The organism is Gardnerella sp. DNF01205 (assembly GCF_049244135.1).
GTDB lineage: Bacteria > Actinomycetota > Actinomycetes > Actinomycetales > Bifidobacteriaceae > Bifidobacterium > Bifidobacterium leopoldii.
On record NZ_CP058378.1, the window covers coordinates 911,074 to 935,007 of the forward strand.

21 protein-coding genes are annotated in these 23,934 nt (G+C 39.3%); 8 read left to right on the top strand and 13 right to left on the bottom strand.

All coding sequences use genetic code 11. The features are described 5' to 3' along the window. Positions 1-104: 104 nt before the first annotated feature. Complete coding sequence (locus tag HXT47_RS03830) at positions 105-2,456, top strand: RelA/SpoT family protein (protein WP_004119477.1); 2,352 nt, start codon at positions 105-107, stop codon at positions 2,454-2,456. Positions 2,457-2,545: 89 nt separating this feature from the next. Here the strand turns inward: HXT47_RS03830 and HXT47_RS03835 are convergent, their stop codons facing one another. The 11 genes from HXT47_RS03835 to HXT47_RS03885 all read right to left on the bottom strand — a co-directional run bounded on the left by HXT47_RS03835 (position 2,546) and on the right by HXT47_RS03885 (position 15,129). Next, complete coding sequence (locus HXT47_RS03835; protein WP_004119480.1) at positions 2,546-2,827, bottom strand: HU family DNA-binding protein; 282 nt, start codon at positions 2,825-2,827, stop codon at positions 2,546-2,548. A 205-nt stretch (positions 2,828-3,032) separates the two neighbouring features. Beyond that, positions 3,033-5,468, bottom strand: coding sequence for a lysylphosphatidylglycerol synthase transmembrane domain-containing protein (locus HXT47_RS03840; RefSeq protein ID WP_116442712.1), 2,436 nt, complete (start codon positions 5,466-5,468; stop codon positions 3,033-3,035). Between the two features lie 15 nt (positions 5,469-5,483). Beyond that, positions 5,484-6,926, bottom strand: coding sequence for an adenylosuccinate lyase (gene purB / locus HXT47_RS03845; RefSeq protein ID WP_112928637.1), 1,443 nt, complete (start codon positions 6,924-6,926; stop codon positions 5,484-5,486). A gap of 61 nt (positions 6,927-6,987) precedes the next feature. Next, positions 6,988-8,595: an esterase/lipase family protein gene (locus HXT47_RS03850; protein ID WP_117008801.1), complete on the bottom strand. Its 1,608-nt coding sequence runs from the start codon at positions 8,593-8,595 to the stop codon at positions 6,988-6,990. A 300-nt stretch (positions 8,596-8,895) separates the two neighbouring features. Beyond that, complete coding sequence (locus HXT47_RS03855; RefSeq protein ID WP_004106760.1) at positions 8,896-9,486, bottom strand: DUF6466 family protein; 591 nt, start codon at positions 9,484-9,486, stop codon at positions 8,896-8,898. Further along, entirely contained in the window at positions 9,483-10,598 is a 1,116-nt protein-coding gene (locus HXT47_RS03860) for a vWA domain-containing protein (RefSeq protein ID WP_421788870.1), read from the bottom strand. Before HXT47_RS03860 ends, HXT47_RS03855 begins: the two co-directional genes overlap by 4 nt. Next, positions 10,595-11,731 carry a vWA domain-containing protein gene (locus HXT47_RS03865; RefSeq protein WP_117008798.1) on the bottom strand — a complete coding sequence of 379 codons (1,137 nt, stop codon included), beginning with the start codon at positions 11,729-11,731 and terminating at the stop codon, positions 10,595-10,597. Before HXT47_RS03865 ends, HXT47_RS03860 begins: the two co-directional genes overlap by 4 nt. Next, entirely contained in the window at positions 11,731-12,258 is a 528-nt protein-coding gene (locus tag HXT47_RS03870) for a hypothetical protein (protein ID WP_004106752.1), read from the bottom strand. The genes HXT47_RS03865 and HXT47_RS03870 overlap by 1 nt, the downstream gene beginning before the upstream one ends. 1 nt (position 12,259) lies before the next feature. Continuing rightward, positions 12,260-13,201 (bottom strand): DUF58 domain-containing protein, encoded by a 942-nt coding sequence (locus HXT47_RS03875; RefSeq protein ID WP_064340180.1) that lies wholly within the window; start codon positions 13,199-13,201, stop codon positions 12,260-12,262. Then, on the bottom strand, positions 13,198-14,322 hold the full coding sequence (locus HXT47_RS03880; RefSeq protein ID WP_421788871.1) for an AAA family ATPase: 1,125 nt from the start codon (positions 14,320-14,322) through the stop codon (positions 13,198-13,200). Before HXT47_RS03880 ends, HXT47_RS03875 begins: the two co-directional genes overlap by 4 nt. A gap of 90 nt (positions 14,323-14,412) precedes the next feature. Beyond that, the gene (locus HXT47_RS03885; protein WP_004106746.1) at positions 14,413-15,129 is read right to left on the bottom strand and encodes a uracil-DNA glycosylase; all 717 of its coding nucleotides are present in this window, start codon (positions 15,127-15,129) and stop codon (positions 14,413-14,415) included. A 129-nt stretch (positions 15,130-15,258) separates the two neighbouring features. Between HXT47_RS03885 and HXT47_RS03890 the strand changes: the two genes are divergently transcribed. Both HXT47_RS03890 and groL read left to right on the top strand, forming a co-directional pair. Beyond that, entirely contained in the window at positions 15,259-15,933 is a 675-nt protein-coding gene (locus HXT47_RS03890) for a LytR C-terminal domain-containing protein (RefSeq protein WP_004106743.1), read from the top strand. Between the two features lie 199 nt (positions 15,934-16,132). Next, on the top strand, positions 16,133-17,758 hold the full coding sequence (gene groL, locus HXT47_RS03895; protein ID WP_004119509.1) for a chaperonin GroEL: 1,626 nt from the start codon (positions 16,133-16,135) through the stop codon (positions 17,756-17,758). A gap of 103 nt (positions 17,759-17,861) precedes the next feature. Here the strand turns inward: groL and HXT47_RS03900 are convergent, their stop codons facing one another. Then, positions 17,862-18,155, bottom strand: a complete 294-nt coding sequence (locus tag HXT47_RS03900; protein WP_410294514.1) for a WXG100 family type VII secretion target — start codon at positions 18,153-18,155, stop codon at positions 17,862-17,864. A gap of 53 nt (positions 18,156-18,208) precedes the next feature. On the opposite strand from HXT47_RS03900, the gene HXT47_RS03905 reads away from it, so the two are divergent. The 5 genes from HXT47_RS03905 to HXT47_RS03925 all read left to right on the top strand — a co-directional run bounded on the left by HXT47_RS03905 (position 18,209) and on the right by HXT47_RS03925 (position 23,756). Beyond that, on the top strand, positions 18,209-19,114 hold the full coding sequence (locus HXT47_RS03905; RefSeq protein ID WP_410299633.1) for a hypothetical protein: 906 nt from the start codon (positions 18,209-18,211) through the stop codon (positions 19,112-19,114). 79 nt (positions 19,115-19,193) lie between these two features. After that, the gene (locus tag HXT47_RS03910; RefSeq protein ID WP_004106736.1) at positions 19,194-19,934 is read left to right on the top strand and encodes a response regulator transcription factor; all 741 of its coding nucleotides are present in this window, start codon (positions 19,194-19,196) and stop codon (positions 19,932-19,934) included. A 2-nt stretch (positions 19,935-19,936) separates the two neighbouring features. Continuing rightward, positions 19,937-21,886: a sensor histidine kinase gene (locus HXT47_RS03915; RefSeq protein ID WP_112928644.1), complete on the top strand. Its 1,950-nt coding sequence runs from the start codon at positions 19,937-19,939 to the stop codon at positions 21,884-21,886. Positions 21,887-22,077: 191 nt separating this feature from the next. Further along, on the top strand, positions 22,078-22,467 hold the full coding sequence (locus tag HXT47_RS03920; protein WP_004106732.1) for a cold-shock protein: 390 nt from the start codon (positions 22,078-22,080) through the stop codon (positions 22,465-22,467). Positions 22,468-22,484: 17 nt separating this feature from the next. Beyond that, on the top strand, positions 22,485-23,756 hold the full coding sequence (locus HXT47_RS03925) for a DUF3027 domain-containing protein (RefSeq protein WP_421788872.1): 1,272 nt from the start codon (positions 22,485-22,487) through the stop codon (positions 23,754-23,756). Here HXT47_RS03925 and HXT47_RS03930 read toward each other — a convergent pair. Continuing rightward, positions 23,734-23,922, bottom strand: coding sequence for a hypothetical protein (locus HXT47_RS03930; protein WP_421788873.1), 189 nt, complete (start codon positions 23,920-23,922; stop codon positions 23,734-23,736). The genes HXT47_RS03925 and HXT47_RS03930 overlap by 23 nt on opposite strands. Between the last annotated feature and the right edge of the window lie 12 nt (positions 23,923-23,934).

Sequence of the window (23,934 nt, forward strand, 5' to 3'; positions counted from 1 at the left end):
GACCGGTTTTTAAAACTGAGTCGGATTTATTGTATGTATTTTTTGTTTTTGTAGTGTATTGAGCGAATTGCAGGTAGGATAGTAAAAGTACCAGGAGGTGCCAAATGGGTGAACTTCAAGAGGATGTAAAAGGATCCAATAGGCTCGGATGTGAAATCAGCGAAGATTCTCGAAATCCATTATTGCCAATATTGAGCATGTGCCAATGGCATCATCCTAATGAGGATATGAGCATTCTTCATAGAGCTTATGATCGTGCTGTAAAGCAGCATACAGGTCAAAGACGCAAATCTGGTGAGCCATACATTATTCATCCTCTTGCTGTAGCTCAAATTCTTGCAGATCTTGGAATGGGACCAATTGTTGTTGCTTCAGGATTATTACACGACACTGTAGAAGATACAGATTACACGCTAGAAGAATGTCGAGCTGAATTTGGCGATACTGTAGCAGGTCTTGTAGATGGTGTTACAAAAATATCCAACATGGAATATGGCGAAAGTGCTCAAGCAGAAACTATTCGTAAGATGGTTGTTGCAATGAGCCGCGATGTGCGAGTGCTTGTAGTAAAGCTTGCGGATCGTTTGCACAATGCTCGCACTTGGAGGTATGTTAAGCCATCAAGTTCACATAAAAAAGCAAGAGAAACTCTTGACGTATATGCGCCTCTTGCTAACCGTTTAGGTATGAATGCAATTAAAACTGAACTTGAAGAGCTGAGTTTTAAAGTACTGTATCCAAAAATTTATAATGAAATTGTTGTTTTAGTTGCTCGTAGAGCAGGTCAGCGCGAAGTTTATTTACGACAAATTCTTGAAGAAATTAATGCAGATCTTGCAGAACAACACGTTAAAGCATCAGTAAAAGGTCGACCAAAAGATTATTTCTCTATTTACCAAAAGATGATCGTTCGAGGTCATGATTTTGCTAATATTTACGATTTAGTTGGCGTGAGAATAATAGTCGATTCTATTCGTGACTGTTATGCAGCATTAGGTGCAGTGCATGCTCGATGGAGCCCTGTTCCAGGACGTTTTAAGGATTACATTGCAACTCCAAAGTTGAATATGTATCAAAGCTTGCATACTACAGTTGTAGGCCCTGGTGGAAAGCCAGTAGAGATTCAAATACGCACATGGGATATGCATAGGCGTGCTGAATTTGGTATCGCAGCGCATTGGAAGTACAAAGCTAATGGTCAGGCTGGTCGCGCTTTAAGTAAGCCTGATAATGATGATTTAAAACGCGAAAATAATATTGATGACAAAAAAGAGCTTAGCGAAGCAGATAATCTTAAGTGGATTCAACAGCTTGCTGATTGGACTAGTGAGACTCCAGATTCAGATGAATTCTTAGGTTCATTAAAGCAAGATCTTGGTGCTTCTGAAGTTTATGTTTTTACTCCAAAGGGGAGTATTGTTGCGCTTCCGCAGGATGCAACTCCTGTTGATTTTGCATATTCTGTGCATACTGAAGTTGGTCATCGCATGATGGGTGCTCGTGTAAATGGACGTTTAGTTCCTCTTGATACGAAGCTTTCAAACGGTGACACTGTAGAGGTACTTACTTCAAAGTCGGATACAGCTGGACCATCACGCGATTGGCTGAGTTTTGTAAAATCTCCTCGTGCTCGAAATAAAATACGTCAATGGTTTAGCAAGGAACGCCGCTCTGAGGCGATTGAAGAGGGCAAGGATGAGCTAACTCGCGCTATGCGTAAACGTAACTTGCCTTTAACTACTTTGATGACGCAGCAGGCATTAATTGGCGTTGCTGATGAATTGAATTTGCCTACTAATGTTGAGTCTTTATATGCGGCTATTGGCGAAGGCCAAGTTTCTACACAGAATGTTATTTCGCGTTTAGTAAAAGATGCGGGCGCTGATGAAGTTGCAGAAGAAGTAGAACAAGAAGCATTGCCTTTACGTCATGTTGAGCGCAGCCATAAGTCTAACGGCGCTTTGGGAGTATCAGTTAAGGGTGTTGGAGACGTTTGGGTAAAGCTTGCAAAATGTTGCATGCCAGTTCCAGGAGATATGATTATTGGTTTTATAACACGAAACCAAGGTGTGTCTGTGCATAGGACTGACTGCCAGAACATGCTCGATTTGCAAAAAACTCAATCAGAGCGCGTTATTCCTGTTCAATGGACTAGCGATAAAGGCTTGTTCTTGGTTAAGGTCCAAGTTGAAGCATTGGATCGACAACATCTTCTTTCGGATGTTACTCGCGTTCTTTCAGATCATGGAGTAAATATTCTTTCCGGAACTATTGCTACAGGCGATGACCGTGTTGCAACAAGTCAATTTACCTTTGAAATGGCAGATCCTCAGCACTTAGCAACTCTACTTGCTGCTATCCGTAAAATTGAAGGCGTTTTTGACGTTTACCGCATTACGGGAGCAAAAGATAGCGCAGAGCCGCGTTTGCGAAAAATGGAACGAGGAGATTTATAAAAGATGGGCACCCCAGCTTTGGAGTGCCCATCTTCGTTTTTGCGCAAATAGTATTTGTTTAATGTAATAAATACGAAAAACGCTTAATTTCAGGCAGTGACAGCCTTCTTCAACAAGGAGCCAGCAGAAATACGTACACCGTAAGAAGCTGGAATCTTGATTGTTTCACCGGTACGCGGGTTGCGGCCAGTGCGCTCAGCACGCTTTACGCGTTCTGCGGAGAACAGACCAGTAAGCTTCAAACCTTCACCGGACTGTAAAGCCTCAACGAACACATCCTGGAATGCGTTGACGGCGGCTTCGGCCTGTGCCTTGGTCAGGTTGGACTTCTGTGCGATCTTAGAAACGAGATCAGACTTGTTGTATGCCATGCAGCATCCTTTGTGTCAGGGGACCTTCTCTTCAAAGGTCACGTTCATACTAGATACTAGTACATTTTCCCTACAAATGTAGCCATTTTTGCATTTTTTCTTAATATTTTTATTTATTTTTTGTTATTTTTTATTTAAAACATACTCGTATTAAATCAGATACGATATTTGCTAATAAAAATACACAAATGTTTGTAAATCTCACTTATATAAGCTCATTATTGCTAAGCCACTTCATTGCAAACGCGCCTAACGGAATTCTTAACCAGTAGAACATAAGTCTATACAGAAGGGTGGCAGACAAAGCAACTGTTGGAGGAACACCTACAGATGTAAAAGCGAAAGTAAGAGAAGCTTCGACAGCACCCAAGCCGCCTGGTGTAGGCACTGCCGATCCAGCAGCGTTAGCAAGTAAGAATAGTAAGATTGTTTCCCAAGGATTTGCGTAATATCCAAATGCAAGTAAAGAAATCCAATAACCCAATCCAATGCATGAAACAAGCACAATAGCACCGAAAGAGCCCGCAATAAGTTGCATAGGATGTGAAATAAGTTCCTTAATTTGACGACCGTAATCAGATAATATTGGCAAATAATGTTTGCGAATTGTTTTACGAGCGGACGGGATAACCATTAAAACACAAACTATAAGAGTGATTATTCCAATGAAAGTAATGAGCATATGAGTAGGAATCATTCCAGAAAGCACATTTTTACCAGTGAAAACGCCTATAGAAAGTAATACCAAAGTTGTCATTAATGCTTGAATAAGCCATACTGCACTAGTAATTGCTGTAGCTTGAGCTGGGGTGTACCCGTTTTTCTTTAATAATTGCATATTTACAAATGCAGGACCAACACCAGCAGGCATAGAAACTGCTGTGAAACCAGAAGCTGCTTGAGATGCAAACAAAACATGTGCAGAAGGTTTTTGATCATCCATGAATGAGCCGAGAGTAATTGCAGATCCAATCCAAGCAAACATGCTGCAAGCAAAGCACATAAATACCATTACATTATCTGCGTGACGCAAGGCAGCAAATATTTCCTGCGGATGCCACTGTGTAGCAATAACAGCAACAGCAACAATCGAAAGAACTAAGCTAACAAAGAAACGTATATTGAAACGAGCTAAACGCACAGTATCATATTCTTCTTCATCTGTGCTTAAAGCAACTGTTTCACTTAGCTTATTGCAAAGATTTTGGAAAACTTTTTTATTCCAAGATGGCAAAGATCTCGTAGAAGCAGGAATAGCGGCTTTTTGCATAAAAGGCAATAGTGCAGATAACTTTTCTACACCCCATGTGTTAATAGCAGCTTTAAGAGCGGTGTCAATATCTGTGCAAGATGCAATAAGCGTTAAAAGCTGAACTTTATCAAGTGCAATATTTGTATCGTCGCTGGCAACATCGCCATTTTGCCAACCTGCAATAACTGGGGTTCCATCTTCAAGCCTAGCAATAGTTTCAGGAGTGATGCGTCTATGCGTAATACCGCGAGTATTAGCCGCATCGACATAACGCATTAATTTTGCTGCATCATCAATAGTTAAAGTGTTCAAATTACAAGGCAGCAGAGCGTTAGAAGCGTGAAAAACCATTATTGAAGATTTATCACTGTCGCTTACTCCATAAACATTCGCTGTTGGTAAATGCATATTTCGTAAAACAAGAAGCATAGAAAGATGGTGATGAACAGAATGCCTAGCAGAACGATCTCTACGAGTCGGTATATCTACTAAACGCACCCACTGCCATAATTGATTTAAATAACCTGGTAAATGAACTTGATTATCTAATACTGAAATTACATAACGTATGCCGTGAATGTCTGTTGCATCATACAATCTTGAATTTTCAATTAAATCGTCATCAAGACTTGAACGAAGAACTCCAGTATGATCAGCTTGCTGAGTTCTACGAGTTAATTGAGTAAGATTATCTATGCCAATATTTTTTAAAGCAAGAACAATATCGTCACCCCAAGCACCCTTACTGCGTGTGCCTTTTGCGAAACGAATAAGCGTACCAATTGCTCTTCCTAAGCAGCATGATACAAGAACAGCGGAGTAGGAGTCCCAAGATGAAAATAGAAGTATTGCTGTAACAATGAATAAAGCATTCCAGCCCCACATTACATGCTTATATTCGCGTCTAGGACCACTAACTGTAAGAAAAGCAACTAGAACAGCATACATGTCTGGAAGCAAATCAGCCCAAGTGTTATTGGACTGCATTTGTAAAGATTCAATCAAAGCTATATTGTGTGTAGAAAATATCGCAATAGATAACAGCCATACTGAACCATAACTTATAAACAGTGTAATAACAGAAATAGCGGTATCAATCCAACGCCTGTCAGAAACCATGTGTGCAATAACTTCTGCAACAACAATGAGAGTAAGACCTTGCTGTATCAGAACAAATGAAAGATTATTAAAAGATAACCCTATAATTTGAGTAGCACTTCGTGCATCAATCTTCATAGCATCAGCCGTTGCTGACAAACACATTGACGACAACAAAGTAAAAACGCCAATTACAACTGATGATATTGCATACAACAAATCAGCCCAACTACGTACTAAGCTAGGCTGAGTATCTTCAATAACAAGATTTGGATTTATGCTAGATTGCATCGCTTTACCGTCTACTTAATCAATAAAGTCCACCAATCGTGAAGCAAATCCAGTGTAAGATTCTGGTGTCATTGCTTGCAAACGAGCTGCAGTATTGGCATCAAAGCTACGAGATTTAATGAATTCTTCTACGTCACTTTGTGAAATATGGTGACCGCGCATTAATTCTTTTACTTGCTCATATGGTTGTTCCATACCAGGTACGCCAGCAATTTCTTCAGCACGCATTGCTGTTTGAATTGGCTCTCCAAGAACTTCCCAATTTTCGTCTAATTCTTTTGCCATAAATTCTTTATTAGGATGAATAGACTTCAAACCGCCTAAAAGATTATTCAAAGCAAGAAGAGCATAACCGAAAGCTGAGCCAACATTCCTTTGAGTAGTAGAGTCTGTAAGATCACGCTGCCAGCGGCTTTCAGTAAGAGTTGCACATAATGTGTCAAACAGTGAGCAAGAAATCTCAAGATTAGCTTCAGCGTTCTCAAAACGAATAGGGTTAACCTTATGAGGCATAGTAGAAGATCCTGTAGCTCCCTTTACAGGAACTTGCACAAAAATACCCCTAGAAATATACATCCATACATCAACTGCAAGATTATGCAAAATATGGTTTATGTGACTTACAGTGCTATAAAGTTCAGCTTGCCAATCGTGGCTTTCAATTTGAGTTGTTAATGGATTCCATTGAAGACCCATTCTATTTTCAACAAACTCTTGAGATACGCTAATCCAATCAACTTCTGGGAAAGCAGCTAAATGAGCTCCAAAAGTTCCTGTAGCACCATTCAACTTTCCTAAATACTCTTGATTATCAAGATGACGAAGTTGACGACGCAAACGATATGCAAACACTGCCAATTCCTTACCCAAAGTAGTTGGAGTAGCAGGCTGGCCATGAGTTAACGAAAGCATAGATAAATCTCTATATTCGTTAGCATTCTTAACTAAATAATCAACTATCGCTTCTAAATTCGGACGATAAACGTTTAAAACAGCTTGCTTTACGCAACGCGCAATAGAAAGATTATTAATATCTTCACTTGTGCATGAAAAATGCACTAAAGTTTTTAAATTTGAAAGCTCAGTAGCATGACCAAGCTTATTCTCTGCTTCGTCTAACGCATCGTCAATGTAGTATTCAACAGCTTTAACATCGTGATGAGTAATAGCCTCATGCGCAGCATGACGAGCAATTCCTTCAGCATCAAAATTTTCAGGAATAGAACGCAAATATGAGCATTCTTCATCAGTTAAAGGATTAACACCCTTAACAATTGGCTGGAATTGATTAGCTTCATAACCATTTGCGAGAAGAATCATCCACTCAACTTCTACACGCATGCGCTCGCGATTTAACGCAGGTTCGCTTAAATATTCAACGAGTGCGGATGTTTGATTATGATAACGTCCATCGAGAGGAGTCAGAGCTATTGCAGGAGAAATATCGGTAAGCTTCATAGTTTAAGGTTACATCATGCTGCGAATTAGCTTAATTTTACTCAATAAGAATTTAATTATTTTATTTTTTCATTACTCCTTGCCACAATGTAGTACTTTGCAATTTGCCATTAATAGTATTCTGAAAATGTCGATCTTGCTCGCGCACACTTTTAGATCCGAGTTGAAGAGCATCTTCATAAGCTGCAGTATGGTAATGCAAATCATGAGTTAAAGTTCCTTCTTCTGGAACATCATTAACGAATATTCCGTCATTATCGAATTTTTTAATCGAATATTGTTTGCCAGAAAAACGCGTGACTCCAGGAGGTAAAGAACGCTTAGATTCTTTAACATGAATTGCATGCCCATGAATAGTCACCCAATTATTTCTACGAGGATTCTCCTTGCCATCTAAAGAAGGTACAATCTCATCGTCCATCTCAATACTAGTAACCCAAGTCTTCTTAGGAATTGGATGATTTGCAATAGGAGATCCAGCAGTAACAACATGCTGTATGTTGTACTGTTTAGAGTAATCGCTTGCAATGCTTGCTGCAACAATGCCTCCCTGAGAATGGCCTACTAAAGCAACAGGCTCGTTAGGTTTAATTCCAGAACGTTTCATAGCTTCTACAACCATTCGAGTGCTATCAGCTTGTTTTCTCATTAAAGAACTATGACTCATTACTTCTGCGTTTTGTGCCCAACCAAAAGGAGAGTGTGCTTTACCGTCAGTTCCTGGAATTATTACTAACCATGACGAACTGCCATCGCTGCGCTTAAAACGTTGAATTGCAATAGTAGCAGCATCTGGATTAACAAGTGGTGGCCTAACGCCCAAATTTCCGCTTCCAAGTTCCGTTAAATTTTCTAAAGTTTCAAGCAGATTACGTCCAGGTCTAGCAAGAACAGATCCAGGTTTTCTCCACGTCTCATTTACTTTAGTGAGAAGTAAATTATTACCTTGCTTTCGATCATTAATAGGCGCGCTTACGAAGCTAAGAGCACTAGAAATAAATGGAATAGCTTGTGATAAATATTTTTGAGCATTGGATAAAAAGTTTAGTGAGGTTTCACGCTCTTTTTTATTTATGGGGCCTTTCGCATTTCCGGCAATAAATATTGGCAAACTTGTAATAGGATTTAAAATAAGGTGCTGCGATAAACCTCGAATAATTCCTTGTTGCATACTCTTAGTTGCGTAGGACCATTTAGCAAGATATTGGAAACCTGAATGATTTTTATCATCTTGTTTGACAGCAAGACTTGCGGACAATAAAACGTGTAAAGCAAAAATAGGGTTTGCAAGAGCCAAGAAAGAAATTTTATTGTCTAACTCGTCTTTTGCACGAAATTCTGCATCTTCATATAAATTATTTGCTCTTACAATAAGAAAAGCAAGATTTTCTAAATTTTGAGACATTAAATAACATTTATGAGCATACTCATGACATATGCTTTCAGTTAAAAATGATTGCGAAGAATCATGAATATATGCTCCTGATTCTTTTTGTATACCATAATTTTGACCGGCAATAACCATCGCTGCATTAAGCCATAAATTTTTTAGCGTAAGCAATTCTTTAGCAATATTGTTGAGTTTTCTGGAAAAACTAATATACGCTTCTCTATCAGCAACGCTAATCGTCATTCCACCTACAACAGAGGACTTAACTTTCCAAGACATACTATATTCCTCCGCGAATGTTATATAACGCATACGCTTGTGCGGAAATATTTTTCATACTATGACGAAAATGTTCGGCTGCAAGCCCTTGCCAATCTTCTAATTCAGTCGCTGCGGATTCTGCTATAACGCAGCGAGCGCACTCTTGAGTGCGTTGTATAAGCCATTGCCATTCGTAATATGTGTGCATAATCGTTATTACACACGTTCATTAATAAAAAGTCACTAAAAAATATTCAATGTGGTTAAAAGGTTATTCAATGCTTATTGCTTCGCTTATAACCAATCTTGAAGATTTAATTACCAAGGCTTATTGCTGCTTTCATCAGTTTTAGTACGTTTTTCTGTCTTTTCTAAACCTTGCTGGTCTTCTTGATCCTGTGAATATTTAGAATCCACATGATCGTTCTGTTTTAGCAAGTTTTCAACTTTATTGCGCTGAGTATTGTCCAACTGAGGCTTAGACGAATCTGACTGCTTTTTATCTTTAGAAGAATTGTCAGAATTATCGTTTTTAAAATGATTGTTATGCTTTTTCGGTTTCTGTTGCTTATTAGTATTGTTTTGATTCTGCTTTAATTTTTCTGTTAACTTTCGTGATAATTCAGCATTTTTGTCAATACTATTTCGAAGTTGAGGAAGCAGCATCATTTCTTGAGATTTAGCATCATCAAATTGAGCATCAGTTTGCTGTTGCTGAGTTAAAAGCACATTCTTGTCGCTATCGATACTCTTGGAAGATTTTATGTTAGAAATAAGGCTATCAGTAGCAGCATTATATGCGTATTGTGCTCTCCAATTTACGATAGCAAAATACGCTATTAATATCGCAATAATCAAGAACAAGAATGTAACAATGCGAATAATTGTGCGACTAGACATGTGCTTCATACTAATTTCCTTGAAGTTATAAACCACGACATTAATTCCCAAATTAAAAGTATCGACGCAAATATTGCAAACGGCCAAATAATTGGTTCAGGTCTCAAACGAGGCTTTGCTGTCTCGTTCATTCTCCATTGGTGTGAAAGAATTGGTTTTGCTTCGTCTCCAAATGTTACATTTAAAGATGAGTGCATATACTTGCCGCTAAGCTCATCGGCAATATTTCGTAAGTTCTTTTCATCAAGCTTTGAAATGCCAGGATTGCCCGTAGCAGGATCAATAACCCATTGATTAGAGGTATTGTTTTCGCTGTAGTCGTCAAGTTGCAGCTGTGTTTTTTCCAAAGGTATTTTAGCTCCTTTAGATGAGCCTATTCCAATAACAAATGCGTTAGTAATATAAGCTCTGAGCGATGAAAATGTGCGGCGCTTCCGTTGAGTTGTTTCCTCACCGTCGCTTATAACATACAAAACTGTTGTGTCATCTGGATGAGCATCATGTATAGCTTTTGCAGTAAGCAAAGTTTGATCTATAGGTTCGTCAAGACTAGTTCCAGTAGCTACGCTAGTTGGCTCAGTTCGTAGAGTATTTATCCAATTGTCAACTGCTCTAGCATCAGGCGTCAATGGGACATCAACAGACGTAGAAGCACCAAAAGAAATAGCAGCAAAACTTGAGTTAGCATAGGATTTTGTTATTTGATGAATAATATTCCTTGCTGCTTCAATACGCTCAATCTTACTATTTTTTGCATAATCAGCGTCTTTTGCTCTCATTGAACCTGTTATATCTAGAGCAATAATCACGTTTGTTGCATTTACTGCTCTTTGTAAAGTTGAACGCATAATACTTGGAGATAGCACGCAAATTATTAGCATTATACATATGCCAATACGTCTTAATCTCATGCAAAAAGTTTCATCACTTGATTCAGGTTTCCTGCGTATAGGCACAATTTCAAAAAACATTGCTGCCAACAAAACCAATATTGCAATAATCGCAATAATCCAACCATATGATGGAGAAAAAACCAACTGACCTGCTTGAGAAGTGTCAGAAGCTTCAGTTTTAGCATGTGCAAACAGTAGGGTAGTAGCAGAAAATAGTGTTGTTGTCATCGCTTCATCCTCTTTGCAATAGCTAGCCAAATCACAACGCTAAACACAGTAAACAAAACCCAAAGACCAGGATCGTCACTAAATGCAGACTGAGCAGCGCCTTGAGGAATTGCTGTATGTCTTTTTTCAATTTCTTTTACTAAATTAATAACGGAATCAGAATTGCGTTGAGACAGGAAAATTCCACCATGAGATTCAATAAGCCGTTTCATTTCTAATGTAGTGTCATCATTCTCATTCTGTTTTGCGCCAGAATATAACCCATCGACAGTAATTTTAGCCTGCTTTGTTAAATCTAAAGCTTGCTTTAATGAGTAAGTTTGTTTTCCAGAAACAACATTATCTGTAGCAAGAACAATAGAAGAACTTCTATTAAAACGGCTTTGTATTTTATGGTTATTATGAGCAGAACCATAAATAAAACCTGGAAGCATTGCTGCGCAACTAACTAAACCGTCTCCAATAAGCGATGTTGCGTTTTTGCGATTTTGAGTTCCTTCAAGCCAGTCAGAAATTTCTTGATATTGACGTTGTTGTAAACGATTAATGCGACTTTGCGATTGAACTCCGCCAAGCAAATTTGCAGCATATTGCAATTGTTTTTTAGCCAATCGATAGTCGTCAGTCAGTGGAAAAACTGTCCTAGATGTGGAGTTAAAAATGCTCAATCCAATGCGTTCACCCTGAAAATGCTCAATAAAATTAAGATACGCTTGAATCACTTCGCGATCATATGGTAGAGCAGAACCTGAAACGTCTAAGCATAAAACAATGTCTCTAGAACTAACTTGCTCGTTCGCATTAAACACTCGTGCTGGCCTGGAAGCAACAGCAAGCGCACTGCACAAAGATACTACCAATGCAGCCGTAGCAAACCTTCTAAACATTCGCCACATATACCATGAATGACTAGTAGTAGTTCCTTGTAGATCATTGTCAAAAGTAAAAGTATAGAATTTTCGCGTAATATTACTAGTTTGACTCTTATACTTCTTTTTTAAAATATTGCTACGAATGGAATCTAAAATTAGTAAGACAGCAAAAATTGCTACAGAAACAACAACACCTGCAACAAAAAGCAGCGGCCATTGCCATCTCCATGGCCATATGTATTCCCAAACATTATTACTCATCAACGTTTGTCCTTCGTTTGCCAGCCTTCAAGCAATACTAAAACCCATTCAGCAGCCTGCTCAACAGTAGTATTTCGCGCTTGCTCGTTTGCTTTGCGATCAGCAAATTCTGGAGGATACAAAGCAGATATTGTTTGGCGTAACATATCAGCACCTTTTTTATTGCGCCATTTCAAACGCAAAGAAGCCAATTCTCCCAAAGTGTGAGTTTGAATATCTTCACCGCTCATCTTCGAAATATAAGATCTAGCAATAGACGCCAATTTTGCACAAGCCTGATCTTTAGTAAGTTCATTGTTATGATACTTCTCAACAATCGCATCAATATCTTTACGCCAAGCTTGTTTGTTTACATTATGAACGTGAACTGCTTCTGTAGAATTGCTACTTTCAGCTAATTTCTTTGGCTTTTTAAAAGAAAAATATAAAACCGCAAAAGCAATAAAGATAACAACAAGCGATGCAGAAAGTAGTATTAAAAAAAGCGTTTCATCATGTAAAGGCTTTTGAATATCTTCCAGGCTCATTCTATTCAACCTCCTTGCTAAATGAGTCAGCAAGATAATTTGTACGGCTCACTTTTTGCGCAGAAATATGGAAAACTTCTTCACTTGAAGAACCATGAATTATTGAAGATTGAACACCAAGCAGCATATCGTATAAAGCGTTTATTCTAATATTTCTACGAGCTTCAACTTCATTTTTATTTGATTCTTTTTTCAAAAACGCTGGTACTTTACGTAAAGTAATTCCATCAAATATTTGCAAATCAATTGCAGAATCAAAAGGATTAATAGGAGAAATAACAATAACAACAAGCTTATGGTTTTGCGTAATTTTGCGCAAAGATTCAGCGTTATGAGCTTGTAATGCATACTCATCAGTTATTAAAACTACCAGACCATTATTGTCAATATTTTTTAGTAGCGAAGTAAGCAACGCATCAATATCTCTGGTATTTTTACGAGTATTAAGCAACGTATAATCTAGATTTCGCTCAAAATCAGAAAAGTTGCTAGCAGCATGAACATTGATAACATTTTTTCCATCTGCACACAACAACGAAACAGCATCATGACGTTTTAAACTCAAAGACGCAAAAAAGCATGCAGAATTAGACGCAACTTCATACAGAGATTCTCCAGAAACACAAGCTCCATTCATATTTATGCTTGTATCTAAAGCAATCCAAGTATGAGAAGACGAAGTACGCTCTCTAGAAGACACCATAGGCTGTCCAGTTCGAGCGCTCGCAGACCAGTTCATCATGCGAGCTTCATCTCCTGGCTGCCATGCGTGTATGTCAATAACATCACCTGTGCCAAAACGCCTGTGCGAAGGATGGTCTCCCTCTAATAAGCCTAAAGCTTTACGCGCAATAGGCAAATCAATTCGCTGATCCAAAAGCTCAATTTTGCGACGCACGGCTTTAGCAGGTTCAGATAATACTAACCGCTTCGTACGCATCATGGCACAGGAACCGTCTTAACTAATGCATCAATTACTTGATCTGTAGTAATAGAATCAGCTAAAGCTTCAAAAGTTAAAAGTATGCGATGCCTTAACACTTCATGCGCAAACAATTTAATATCTTCAGGTATCACATAATCGCGTCCAGAAAGTAAAGCGTGAGCTTGAGCAATACGAATAAGTGCAATTGATGCACGAGGGCTAGCTCCCATACGAACCAATGAATTAATCGTAGGAAGTGGATGCGTACCTTCACCGCGAGAAGTGGCAACAAGATCAACTACATACTTCATAACTGCTTCAGAAACGTGTATGTGACGCGCTGCAGTACGCATAAAAACAACATCTTGCAAACTTATGCGTTGAGTATTTAGCTTTGAAGGATCAACGACATCCGATCCTCGTTGAGTAAGTAATTGCAGCATACGAACTTCCTCGTCAGGATTAGGGTAAGCCATAACTGCTTTTACCATAAAACGATCCATCTGGGCTTCTGGAAGATTAAATGTTCCTTCTTCCTCAATTGGATTTTGCGTAGCAATAACCATAAATGGTTGAGGCAGAGGAATTCTTTCGCCTCCAATAGTTGTTGCTCCTTCTGCCATAGCTTCAAGCATTGCAGATTGAGTTTTTGCGTTTGAACGATTAATCTCATCCAACAAAATAACATTTGCATGGATAGGACCAATTTGCGTAGTAAAACGTTGGGAAGCAAAATCAAAAACTTGAGTACCAACTAAATCTGCTGGCATTAAATCCGGAGTACACTGCACACGACGGAAACTACCTGACATAGCTGTTGCAAGAGTTTGAGCAGCAGTAGTTTTTGCGAGACCTGGTACTGATTCAATAAGAATGTGTCCGCCTGCAATAAGAGTAAGGATAAGAGACTCTCGTAAAGCGTCTTGACCGACTAAGGTTTGTGCAAAACGTGCGCGCAAAATATTTGCAATTTGTTGGCAACGACGTATGTCATCACTCGAAATAGTTGCAGTAACTTGCGCACTTGTATTAGAAACAGCAGACGGCTGAGGTACAGCTGATCCAATGCCAAGCTTAGAAGCAATTGAAGTTTTATCGGTTAACGGTTTCTTCTGTGGTTGCGGTGGAAATAATGCCATAAGAGACATTTTAACCGATATGCAGTACTGACATGTTCAAAAATGGCATTTTTATTGTCTTTATAAGATAATTTGCAATATTTAAGACAATTAGATTTCTTGAGAATCTAGGGACCAATTAATCGGCGAAACTCCCATATTAATTAAGGCCTGATTAGCTCTTGAAAATGGATGCGATCCAAAGAATCCTCGCATTGCAGAAAGAGGGCTTGGGTGCGCTGATGTAATAAGAGTTGCATTCGTCAGCAAAGGAGCCAAACTTTGCGCATTACGACCCCATAAAATAGCTACAAGCGGCAATGGATTACCATTGCAATCAGTTCTATTGTTTAATGCTCGAATAGCTGCATCGGTTACAGGCTCCCAACCTTTTCCTTGGTGGCTATTTGCCTTACCAGCCTCAACAGTTAAACATCGGTTAAGAAGCATCACACCCTGCCTGGTCCACGGTGTTAGATCTCCACTCTTTGGAGTTTCTACGCCTAAATCGTTTACTAATTCTTTATAAATGTTTATGAGACTTTTTGGCAGTGGGCGCACTTTTGCAGCTGTGCAAAAACTTAAGCCTACTGGATGGCCCGGCGTTGGATATGGATCCTGGCCAACAATTAAAACTTTAATGCTTTTTAGTGGAATAGAAAAAGCACGCAAAATATTGTGGCTAGCAGGAAGAATATGATGTCCGCTTTCTATCTGCTCTCGCAAAAATACTCCCATTGCGCGTATTTGTGGCTCAACTGGCTTTAATGCTTCAGCCCAATCAGGATCCATTAGCTCGTTTAAAGGTTTAATATTTTGAGGATTCATATTGCTACTGTATGTCAAGGCATACCATAAAAGGAAATTAATCAAATTTTCTAAATTTGTGCTTTGTGCTAAGCATTGGATAATATAGATTCATTGTTGTTTAAATGATCTTTTATAAGGAGTGCAATTATGGCGCGAAATAATCAGAACGTGTCGTATACGCCTGATGCTTTTGATGAGCCACCAGAGGGACCAGTTGGAGTTCATCGTGGAAATCCTGCGTGGTATGCCGTAATACTTCCTTATTTTGTTGCATTAATCATTGCGGCGGTTGTTGGCGTTTTGGTTTGGGCTATTGCTTCTGGTGAAATCTCACATCTTCCGTTGCCTTGGAACCATCAGCAACAATCATCTCAATCAGCATCTCCTACTAAGCCTTCTGAAAACAAAAAGTCTGCTAAAAGCGACGAAGATAAATCTTCTGAAGACGAAGATGATGACGACGATAATAATAAATCTGAAGAAAATAAATCAGATAAGAAAGATGCTGATGACTCTAAAGATAATTCAGCAAATGATTCTAAAGCACAAACTTCACTGGACAAATCAGTTGCTGTGAAAGTTCTTAACGCAACCAAGATAAGCGGTCATGCTGCTGCTGGCGCAGATAAGTTAAAGCAAGCAGGATACGCAAATGTGACAGCTGGAAATCCAACTGGTAAAGTCCCAAGCGAATCTGTTGTTTGGTATAAAGACGATTCCCAAAAAGCTGCAGCTGAAGATATTGCAAAGACTTTAGGTATTAGCGCTGTCGAAAACGAAAAAGAAATCGTTTCTCCGATTGTAGTTGTGCTTTGCAAGTAATATTTTTCGCATAAAAATAACCGGTTAGAATTATTTCCAACCGGTTTTTGTGTATAAACGCCAAAAAAGTTGGCACTCGGGTACATAGAGTGCTAATCTTCAAATTAGCACTCAAGCCTTGAGAGTGATAATAAGCAGCTGACGGCTTATTACTCAAGATTGCAGTGAAAAGTCCATAAATAACGTATGTGGAGGAATAATGGCAAAGATTATTGCCTATGAAGAGGACGCCCGTCAGGGTATGCTCGCAGGTCTTGATAAGCTTGCAGACACTGTTAAGGTTACACTTGGTCCAAAGGGTCGAAACGTTGTGCTTGACAAAGCCTACGGCGCTCCAACCATTACTAACGATGGTGTTTCTATTGCTAAGGAAATTGATCTTGAAGATCCATACGAGCGTATTGGCGCCGAACTTGTTAAAGAAGTAGCTAAGAAGACTGATGACGTTGCAGGCGACGGAACCACAACTGCTACTGTTTTGGCACAGTCTTTGGTGCATGAAGGTTTGAAGAACGTTGTTGCAGGAAGCAACCCAATTGCTCTTCGTCGCGGCATTGAAAAGGCTGCTGAAGCAATCGTTAAGGAATTGCTTGCTTCTGCAAAGGATGTTGAGACCAAGGAACAGATTGCTGCTACTGCTACGATTTCTGCAGCTGATCCTGAAGTTGGCGAAAAGATCGCTGAAGCTTTGGATAAAGTCGGTCAGGATGGTGTTGTCACAGTTGAAGACAACAACAAGTTTGGTCTTGACTTGGACTTCACTGAAGGTATGCGCTTTGATAAGGGTTATATTTCCCCTTACTTCGTCACTAACGCTGACGATCAAACTGCTGTTCTTGAAGATCCATACATTTTGCTCACTTCTGGCAAGGTTTCAAGCCAGCAGGATATCGTCCACATCGCTGAGCTTGTTATGAAGTCTGGTAAGCCATTGCTTATTATTGCTGAAGATGTTGATGGTGAAGCATTGCCAACGCTTGTTTTGAACAAGATTCGTGGAACTTTCAATACTGTTGCTGTTAAAGCTCCAGGATTCGGCGATCGTCGTAAGGCTATGCTCCAGGATATGGCTATTTTGACCGGTGCACAGGTTGTGTCCGACGATCTTGGTTTGAAGCTTGATTCAATCGATGCTTCTGTTTTCGGTCATGCAGCTAAGGTGATTGTTTCTAAGGATGAAACAACTATCGTTTCCGGTGCTGGCTCAAAGGAAGATGTTGATGCTCGCGTAGCTCAGATTCGCGCCGAAATTGAGAACACTGATTCTGATTACGATCGCGAAAAGTTGCAAGAGCGTCTTGCTAAGCTCGCTGGTGGCGTTGCTGTTATTAAGGTTGGCGCTGCTACTGAAGTCGAAGCTAAGGAACGCAAGCATCGCATTGAAGATGCAGTTCGTAATGCTAAGGCTGCCATTGAGGAAGGTTTGCTTCCAGGCGGTGGCGTAGCTTTGGTTCAGGCTGCTGCGAAGATTGAAAAGACACCAGCTATCACAGAGCTTAAGGGTGAAGAAGCTACAGGTGCTGCAATTGTGTTCCGTGCTGTAGAAGCTCCAATCAAGCAGATCGCTCAAAACTCTGGTGTTTCTGGAGACGTCGTTCTCAACAAGGTACGCGAACTTCCAGAAGGCGAAGGCTTCAATGCTGCAACTAACACTTACGAAGATTTGATGGCTGCCGGCGTTACTGACCCAGTTAAGGTAACTCGTTCTGCTCTACAGAATGCAGCTTCTATTGCTGGTTTGTTCTTAACTACTGAAGCTGTTGTTGCCAACAAGCCTGAGAAGGCAGCTGCTGCACCACAAGCTGGTGCCGACATGGGCTACTAAATAAAAAAATAAAAGTGGCTCAAAAGTCTAAAACTTAATAGTTTAAGTAAATGGCGACATGCTCAATGTAAGCGTGTCGCCATTTACTTTTTCATCACATTAATCAGCTCATCCCAAATAACGAAGTAGCTTGCGTTTCAGCATCAAGATACACTCCTGATGCATGTTGCATAGCTTGCTGAATTGCTTCTAGCGATTGTTCCATTTGTTGTTGCGCTGCTCGCCATTGCTGAGCGGTCGACGCAAATCGTGTAGCCGCCAATCCAGTCCACACGCTTTGTAATTGCTGTAAATTGGCATACATCCCGTTGACTGCATCTCTAATTGCACTAACCGAGGTTCCAACGGCTGCCGCAGCCTGCTGAATTTGCTCTGAATCAACTCGAAATTGTGCCATATTTCCCCTCCATTTGTTTTGCGTCTAAATAAACGCTTCTTTATAAATTATTTTTGCGAAACATTTCACATAAATTAAGCAAAGATTTTTATAATGGTACTTTTACTTGTGTGATGTCACGCTATTATGAATATATGCCATCAAAAAAGTACGAAAAAGATTTATGCGCCAATGTGGTTAAAAGCTTATCTTGCACGCGCGTTGCAAATTTTAACTACCAGCTTCCTCGCTCAAAACTATTTTTAGCTAAACGCGTATTGCTTTTATTAATGGCATTTTTATTTAGTTTTTCTTTTATTCTTCCAACTCTTCCAATAAATTCGCTCATATTTTCACCTTTAAATGGAGTAAATACAATTAATGCATATGCTGAAAGTAATGAGCAAAATTCTGGAATAGTTGCAACAGACTCAATAACAGACACAGAAAATTTGCTTGGGGATTCTGTCAGTAAAGTTGCTGACATGATTGAGACAACAAAAAAGCGTACAGGAGTAAATGTTAGGCTCTTATATTTGTCTACTTTTGGAAATACAAAAAATCCATCAAAATGGGCTAGTGATTTGTTGATTAGTACGCTTCCAGCTAAAAATACTGTGCTGCTTGCACTAGCAACTCATGATGGAAGATTAGTTGTAGCTGTTTCACCTAATTCCGATGAATGGCTCAAAAATAAAAATACTGTAGACTCGTTATCCGATGCAGCTTATAAGCCATTAGTAAGCACAACTGGAACGCATTGGGATCAATCTGCAATAATGATGATGAAACAAATAATGCGTGCAAAACGTACGTCAACAACTTCTTCTGCAAGTCTTATTTCTACAATTATTATGCTATTAATATTGTTGGCATTATTCTCAATAGTCGCGATTATTCTGTTTAGAAAGAATCGCATACAACGTCAAATACTTGCTGGTGTTAGAAAAGCTCGTAGAAGGCACGCTCGTCACAGGTAGACAAAAAATATTCGATAACTTGTTTTATTTTCAGCAATTATTCAGGAAACATTCAGCTTGATAAGTGATGCTAATCAATATGAGTAAGAACGTTGAAGCATCTATTGTCGTGGTCGATGACGAGCCATCAATCCGTGAACTTTTGGTAGCATCTTTGCATTTTGCTGGGTTTGAAGTAGAAACTGCCGCATCCGGCTCAGAAGCTGTTGAAGTAATTGAACGAGTAAATCCGAATCTTATCGTTATGGATGTTATGCTCCCAGATATTGATGGTTTTACTGTTACGAGGCGTATTCGTCAAAATGGAATTAAAGTTCCCGTATTGTTCCTAACTGCAAGAGACGATACACAAGATAAAATTATGGGTCTAACTGTTGGTGGAGATGACTACGTTACAAAGCCATTCAGCTTGGAAGAAGTAGTGGCAAGAATACGAGCAATTCTTCGCAGAACACAAGAACCTGATGAAGAAACTCATATTATAAAAGTTGCGGATCTTGAGATTAATGAAGATTCTCATGATGTAACTCGATGCGGTATGCCAATCGAACTTAGCCCAACTGAATACAAACTACTTCATTATCTTATGGACAATGAAGGTCGAGTTCTGTCAAAAAGCCAGATTTTGAATCATGTATGGCAGTACGATTGGGGCGGAGACGCAGCGATAGTTGAATCTTATATTTCTTATTTAAGAAAGAAGATTGATGGCATTGAAATTACTGACGATTCAGGAAAGCCGCAAAAAGTAGTTCCTCTTATTGAAACTAAACGTGGCATCGGTTATATGATTCGAGAACCTAAGGCAGGTCAAGCCTGATCATGCAATCTAGTAATAATAACTACGATAATGCTGAATCAACTATTAGCAACAGTACGAATAATAACTCTAAAGATGATTCAGATGTTAGCACTGCTGGAAAAAGTGTTGCGATAGTGCTAAGCGAAAATGACAAAAGAGATAAAAAACCTCGTAAAACCTGTTGGCTACGTCGTCGCATAAATACAATACCACTGAGTACGCGCTTAGTTGCATGTACTCTCGCTATTTTAACTGTAGCTGCTTTTTGCATATCACTATCGATCCAGCAGCTCGTAGGAAATTATTTGCTAGAAAAAACTGATGCACAATTAGCCGGTCAAGCGCAATTTGTTTATGACAATGTTGATTCATTGCGCATGAAAAACTCAAATCAATCTTCAGTAGGTCCGAATAATTACTTTATGCAAGTTAGGGATACGCATAATAAGATTATTTCTACTCCGTTAATACCAAAAATTAAAGGATCGATTGTTTCGGTTCCTAAACTTCCTGCAGACGGTTTTGATAGTAAAAAAATTGTTACTCACAAACCTTACACAGCACCTGCAATCGTCAGGGGAAATACCAATAAAGTCGATGCAATCACTAAAAAAGCTGCAAAATCACCATGGAGAGTTTTAGTATTAACGTGGGGTCAAAAGAATAACTATAACTCAGAGTTAAGCGTTAGCGGTTACGTCTATATTGCTTTATCTCTTAGCGATCAAATTGACACCGTTAGCACACTTACTCGTTACTGCATAATGGTAAGTATTGCAGTTATTTTGTTTGGAGCAGTATTTGCAGCAATTATTATTCAATCAGCTTTAAGACCGTTAAAACGAATTGAAAAAACAGCTTCAAAAATTGCTTCTGGAGATTTAAGCAAACGAGTTCCATCTGCTCCTGAAAATACTGAGGTTGGATCTTTAGCAGCTTCTCTTAACTCTATGCTCGCTCGTATTGAAAGAGGATTTAATGAGCAAGAAGATATGACAGAAAAAATGAAGCGATTCGTTTCAGATGCAAGTCATGAATTACGTACTCCATTGGCTGCAATTCATGGATACGCTGAATTGTATACAATGTGGCGCAACATGCCAGGAGAGCAGGAGAGAGCAGATGACTCTATTGCTCACATTAAAGCTTCTAGCGAAAGAATGACTGAGCTAGTAGAAGATTTACTTTCTTTGGCGCGTTTTGATGAAGGTCGTGGAATTAATATTTCACAGCAAGTTAGCTTGTCTCCAATACTTTCTGACGCAGCTAATGATTTACATGCTCTTGATCCTGCTAGATCCGTTCAGCAAGGCTATTTGACTATTTCGGATGAGTGGAAGCTTATGAATTGCACAAATTGCAATTTTGAGCGTAAGCTCCAATTCCATGCTGGAAAACTTCCAAGTGTTATGTTACTTGGCGATGGTGCTAGATTACGCCAAGTAATGACAAATATCGTAGGAAATATTCATAGATACACCCCTGTTGATTCTCCTGTAGAAATTGCAGTAGGAGTTATGAAGGCATCTATAACTCCAAATGAATTATCTAAATTACCTTCTGTAAAAGAATCACTGAAGGAGTTTTTGGAGGCAGCGGAAGTTAGCCAATCTACTGATACTGGTCATAAGTATGCTGTAATTCGAGTTGTTGACCATGGTCCTGGAGTTCCAGAAGAATCTTTATCTAGAATTTTCGAGCGTTTCTATATTGCTGACCCATCAAGAGCTAGAGAAAAAGGTGGAACTGGCTTGGGTATGGCAATTGCGCAATCTGTAGTAAAAGCACATCATGGTTTTATTTGCGCAACTATATCTTCTCCATCAGAAGCATCGACCGATTCTAAAACTAATCTTGATGACACTATGGATGGGTCTGAGCCGATAGATGTTAAACCTCATGGCTTAACTCTTACTGTAGTGCTGCCAGTTAATGAAATTGAAGATCCTTCTAAACTTGTTAGCGATTAAAATATTGGCATGAGTAACACTTGCGTAGGTTAAAAAAATTTTATTGCCCGCGTGTATGCGCTACAATGTAATAAGGAAACAAGTAATAATAATATTTGGTACACTATCTATAGACCTATCGCATATGCTGATGTTTTATGCCTTGTGCACTTCAGCGTGCGAAATGAGAATTATTTGGAGCGAGGTGTGTTATGCCCAATGGGCGCGTGCGTTGGTACGATACGCAGAAGGGGTACGGCTTTATTGTTGGAGATGATGGTAAGGATGTTTTCCTGCCAGCAGCAGCATTGCCAGTTACTGTAAAAACTTTACACAAGGGTACACGAGTTGAGTTTTCTGTAATTGAAGGTCGCAAAGGACCACAGGCGATGGGTTTGAATGTTATTGCAACAGCACCGTCGCTTGTCAAGGCTACTCGTCCTAAAGCCGAAGATATGGCGGCTATTGTAGAAGATCTTATTAAACTTCTTGATTCTGCTGGTAATGGTTTGCGTCGACGTCATTATCCATCAACTGCTGAAAGCAAAAAACTTGCTACATTGTTGCGTGCAGTGGCAGATAATTTTGACGTTCAGGAATAGTGTCTGGAATATTATTTATGACTGATGAAGTGATGGATCCACAAGAACTAGCTAGAAGTATAGCTGTGGAAACTTCAGAACGTACTGGTGCAGTAGGTGATTTTGTATCTTCTACAGAGCTTGGTGACGGAGTTACAGACTTTCGTTTCGTAAGCAATTTAGTTGGATATGAAGGCTGGCAGTGGTCAGTTACGTTGTATCATGATGAGGAAACGCAACGTTGGACTGTGAATGAATCAACGCTTGTTCCTACTGAAGATTCTTTGCTTCCACCACCATGGATTCCATGGAAAGACCGATTGAAACCAAGTGATCTTTCTGTAATGGATTCTATTGGCACATCTGAAGACGATTCTCGACTAGAAGATGGCTTCCGTCAAGTAAATAATATTGATGATAGTAATTCTGAAAAGAATATAGAATCAGCAAATTCAGATGATAATTCTGAGTCTAAAACTGAAGATGACGCTAAAGCTAATACTGAGGCTGAAGATAATACTGAAGCTAATACTAGCGAAGAAGATGCAGACACAAACGCAAACGCAGAAAAAGATATTAATCAAAATCAAGAATCTTGCGATGCAAATAATGATTTTGATGAAGATCTTGAAGAAGCTGTTTCAACGCTAAGACTGTCTCGCAGACGAGTAATGACTGCGGAAGCAATTTCGCAAACAGCTAAACGCTGGTACGCAGGTCAACATGGTCCAAAGTCGTTATCTACAAAAATTGCCGATGGCAAAGCATGTTCATCATGCGGATTCCTCATTCCTCTAGCTGGAAGTTTAGGCTCTATGTTTGGCGTATGCGCAAACATGTGGAGCCCAGACGATGGGCGAGTTGTCTCGCTTGATCATGCTTGTGGTGAGCATTCTGACATTGAACCACCTGAGCCATCGCAGCTTTGGATTCAATCTGAGCCTGCATACGACGATTATCATATTGATATTTTGCAACAAGCTCCACGAGATGAGCGAGCAGACGTTGAGCTTATTGAGGAAGCAATTGAAGACAGTAAGATGCATCGTCGTAAGCACAGAAAATTAGATTCAAAATTGCGCAACAAAAAAGAAGCATCAACAGATAAAGATGAACAAAATAATTTATCTGAACCTGATTTAATTGACAATTCAACTATTGACGAAAAATCATATGAAAATAATGATGATAAAAATCGCGAAATTGAAGTTGAAAATCAAACTGAAAAAATTGAAGAGACTGTAGCTAATGAATCTGAAAAATCTAAAAAATCCCAAAAGATACAGATTATCCTGATTCTTCAGAAGTAAACTTAGTAGACGAAAATTCTGTTACAGAAGAAATACCGTTAACAGGAAAAGTGGAAGAGCCACAAGAATCTGAAGACACTTCAAAAACTACAGCATCCGCATCAATGCGATTATATAAAAGAAAATCTCGCAGACAGCATAAGTAATTATGCAGAAACGAAAACATGAATATTTAGGT

What these genes read in the sequence shown, in the direction of transcription:
- HXT47_RS03830 (WP_004119477.1), top strand. Translation starts at nt 105, where the DNA reads ATGGGTGAACTTCAAGAGGATGTAAAAGGATCCAATAGGCTCGGATGT.
- HXT47_RS03835 (WP_004119480.1), bottom strand. Translation starts at nt 2,827, where the DNA reads ATGGCATACAACAAGTCTGATCTCGTTTCTAAGATCGCACAGAAGTCC.
- HXT47_RS03840 (WP_116442712.1), bottom strand. Translation starts at nt 5,468, where the DNA reads ATGCAATCTAGCATAAATCCAAATCTTGTTATTGAAGATACTCAGCCT.
- purB (WP_112928637.1), bottom strand. Translation starts at nt 6,926, where the DNA reads ATGAAGCTTACCGATATTTCTCCTGCAATAGCTCTGACTCCTCTCGAT.
- HXT47_RS03850 (WP_117008801.1), bottom strand. Translation starts at nt 8,595, where the DNA reads ATGTCTTGGAAAGTTAAGTCCTCTGTTGTAGGTGGAATGACGATTAGC.
- HXT47_RS03855 (WP_004106760.1), bottom strand. Translation starts at nt 9,486, where the DNA reads ATGAAGCACATGTCTAGTCGCACAATTATTCGCATTGTTACATTCTTG.
- HXT47_RS03860 (WP_421788870.1), bottom strand. Translation starts at nt 10,598, where the DNA reads ATGACAACAACACTATTTTCTGCTACTACCCTACTGTTTGCACATGCT.
- HXT47_RS03865 (WP_117008798.1), bottom strand. Translation starts at nt 11,731, where the DNA reads ATGAGTAATAATGTTTGGGAATACATATGGCCATGGAGATGGCAATGG.
- HXT47_RS03870 (WP_004106752.1), bottom strand. Translation starts at nt 12,258, where the DNA reads ATGAGCCTGGAAGATATTCAAAAGCCTTTACATGATGAAACGCTTTTT.
- HXT47_RS03875 (WP_064340180.1), bottom strand. Translation starts at nt 13,201, where the DNA reads ATGATGCGTACGAAGCGGTTAGTATTATCTGAACCTGCTAAAGCCGTG.
- HXT47_RS03880 (WP_421788871.1), bottom strand. Translation starts at nt 14,322, where the DNA reads ATGGCATTATTTCCACCGCAACCACAGAAGAAACCGTTAACCGATAAA.
- HXT47_RS03885 (WP_004106746.1), bottom strand. Translation starts at nt 15,129, where the DNA reads ATGAATCCTCAAAATATTAAACCTTTAAACGAGCTAATGGATCCTGAT.
- HXT47_RS03890 (WP_004106743.1), top strand. Translation starts at nt 15,259, where the DNA reads ATGGCGCGAAATAATCAGAACGTGTCGTATACGCCTGATGCTTTTGAT.
- groL (WP_004119509.1), top strand. Translation starts at nt 16,133, where the DNA reads ATGGCAAAGATTATTGCCTATGAAGAGGACGCCCGTCAGGGTATGCTC.
- HXT47_RS03900 (WP_410294514.1), bottom strand. Translation starts at nt 18,155, where the DNA reads ATGGCACAATTTCGAGTTGATTCAGAGCAAATTCAGCAGGCTGCGGCA.
- HXT47_RS03910 (WP_004106736.1), top strand. Translation starts at nt 19,194, where the DNA reads ATGAGTAAGAACGTTGAAGCATCTATTGTCGTGGTCGATGACGAGCCA.
- HXT47_RS03915 (WP_112928644.1), top strand. Translation starts at nt 19,937, where the DNA reads ATGCAATCTAGTAATAATAACTACGATAATGCTGAATCAACTATTAGC.
- HXT47_RS03920 (WP_004106732.1), top strand. Translation starts at nt 22,078, where the DNA reads ATGCCCAATGGGCGCGTGCGTTGGTACGATACGCAGAAGGGGTACGGC.
- HXT47_RS03925 (WP_421788872.1), top strand. Translation starts at nt 22,485, where the DNA reads ATGACTGATGAAGTGATGGATCCACAAGAACTAGCTAGAAGTATAGCT.
- HXT47_RS03930 (WP_421788873.1), bottom strand. Translation starts at nt 23,922, where the DNA reads ATGTTTTCGTTTCTGCATAATTACTTATGCTGTCTGCGAGATTTTCTT.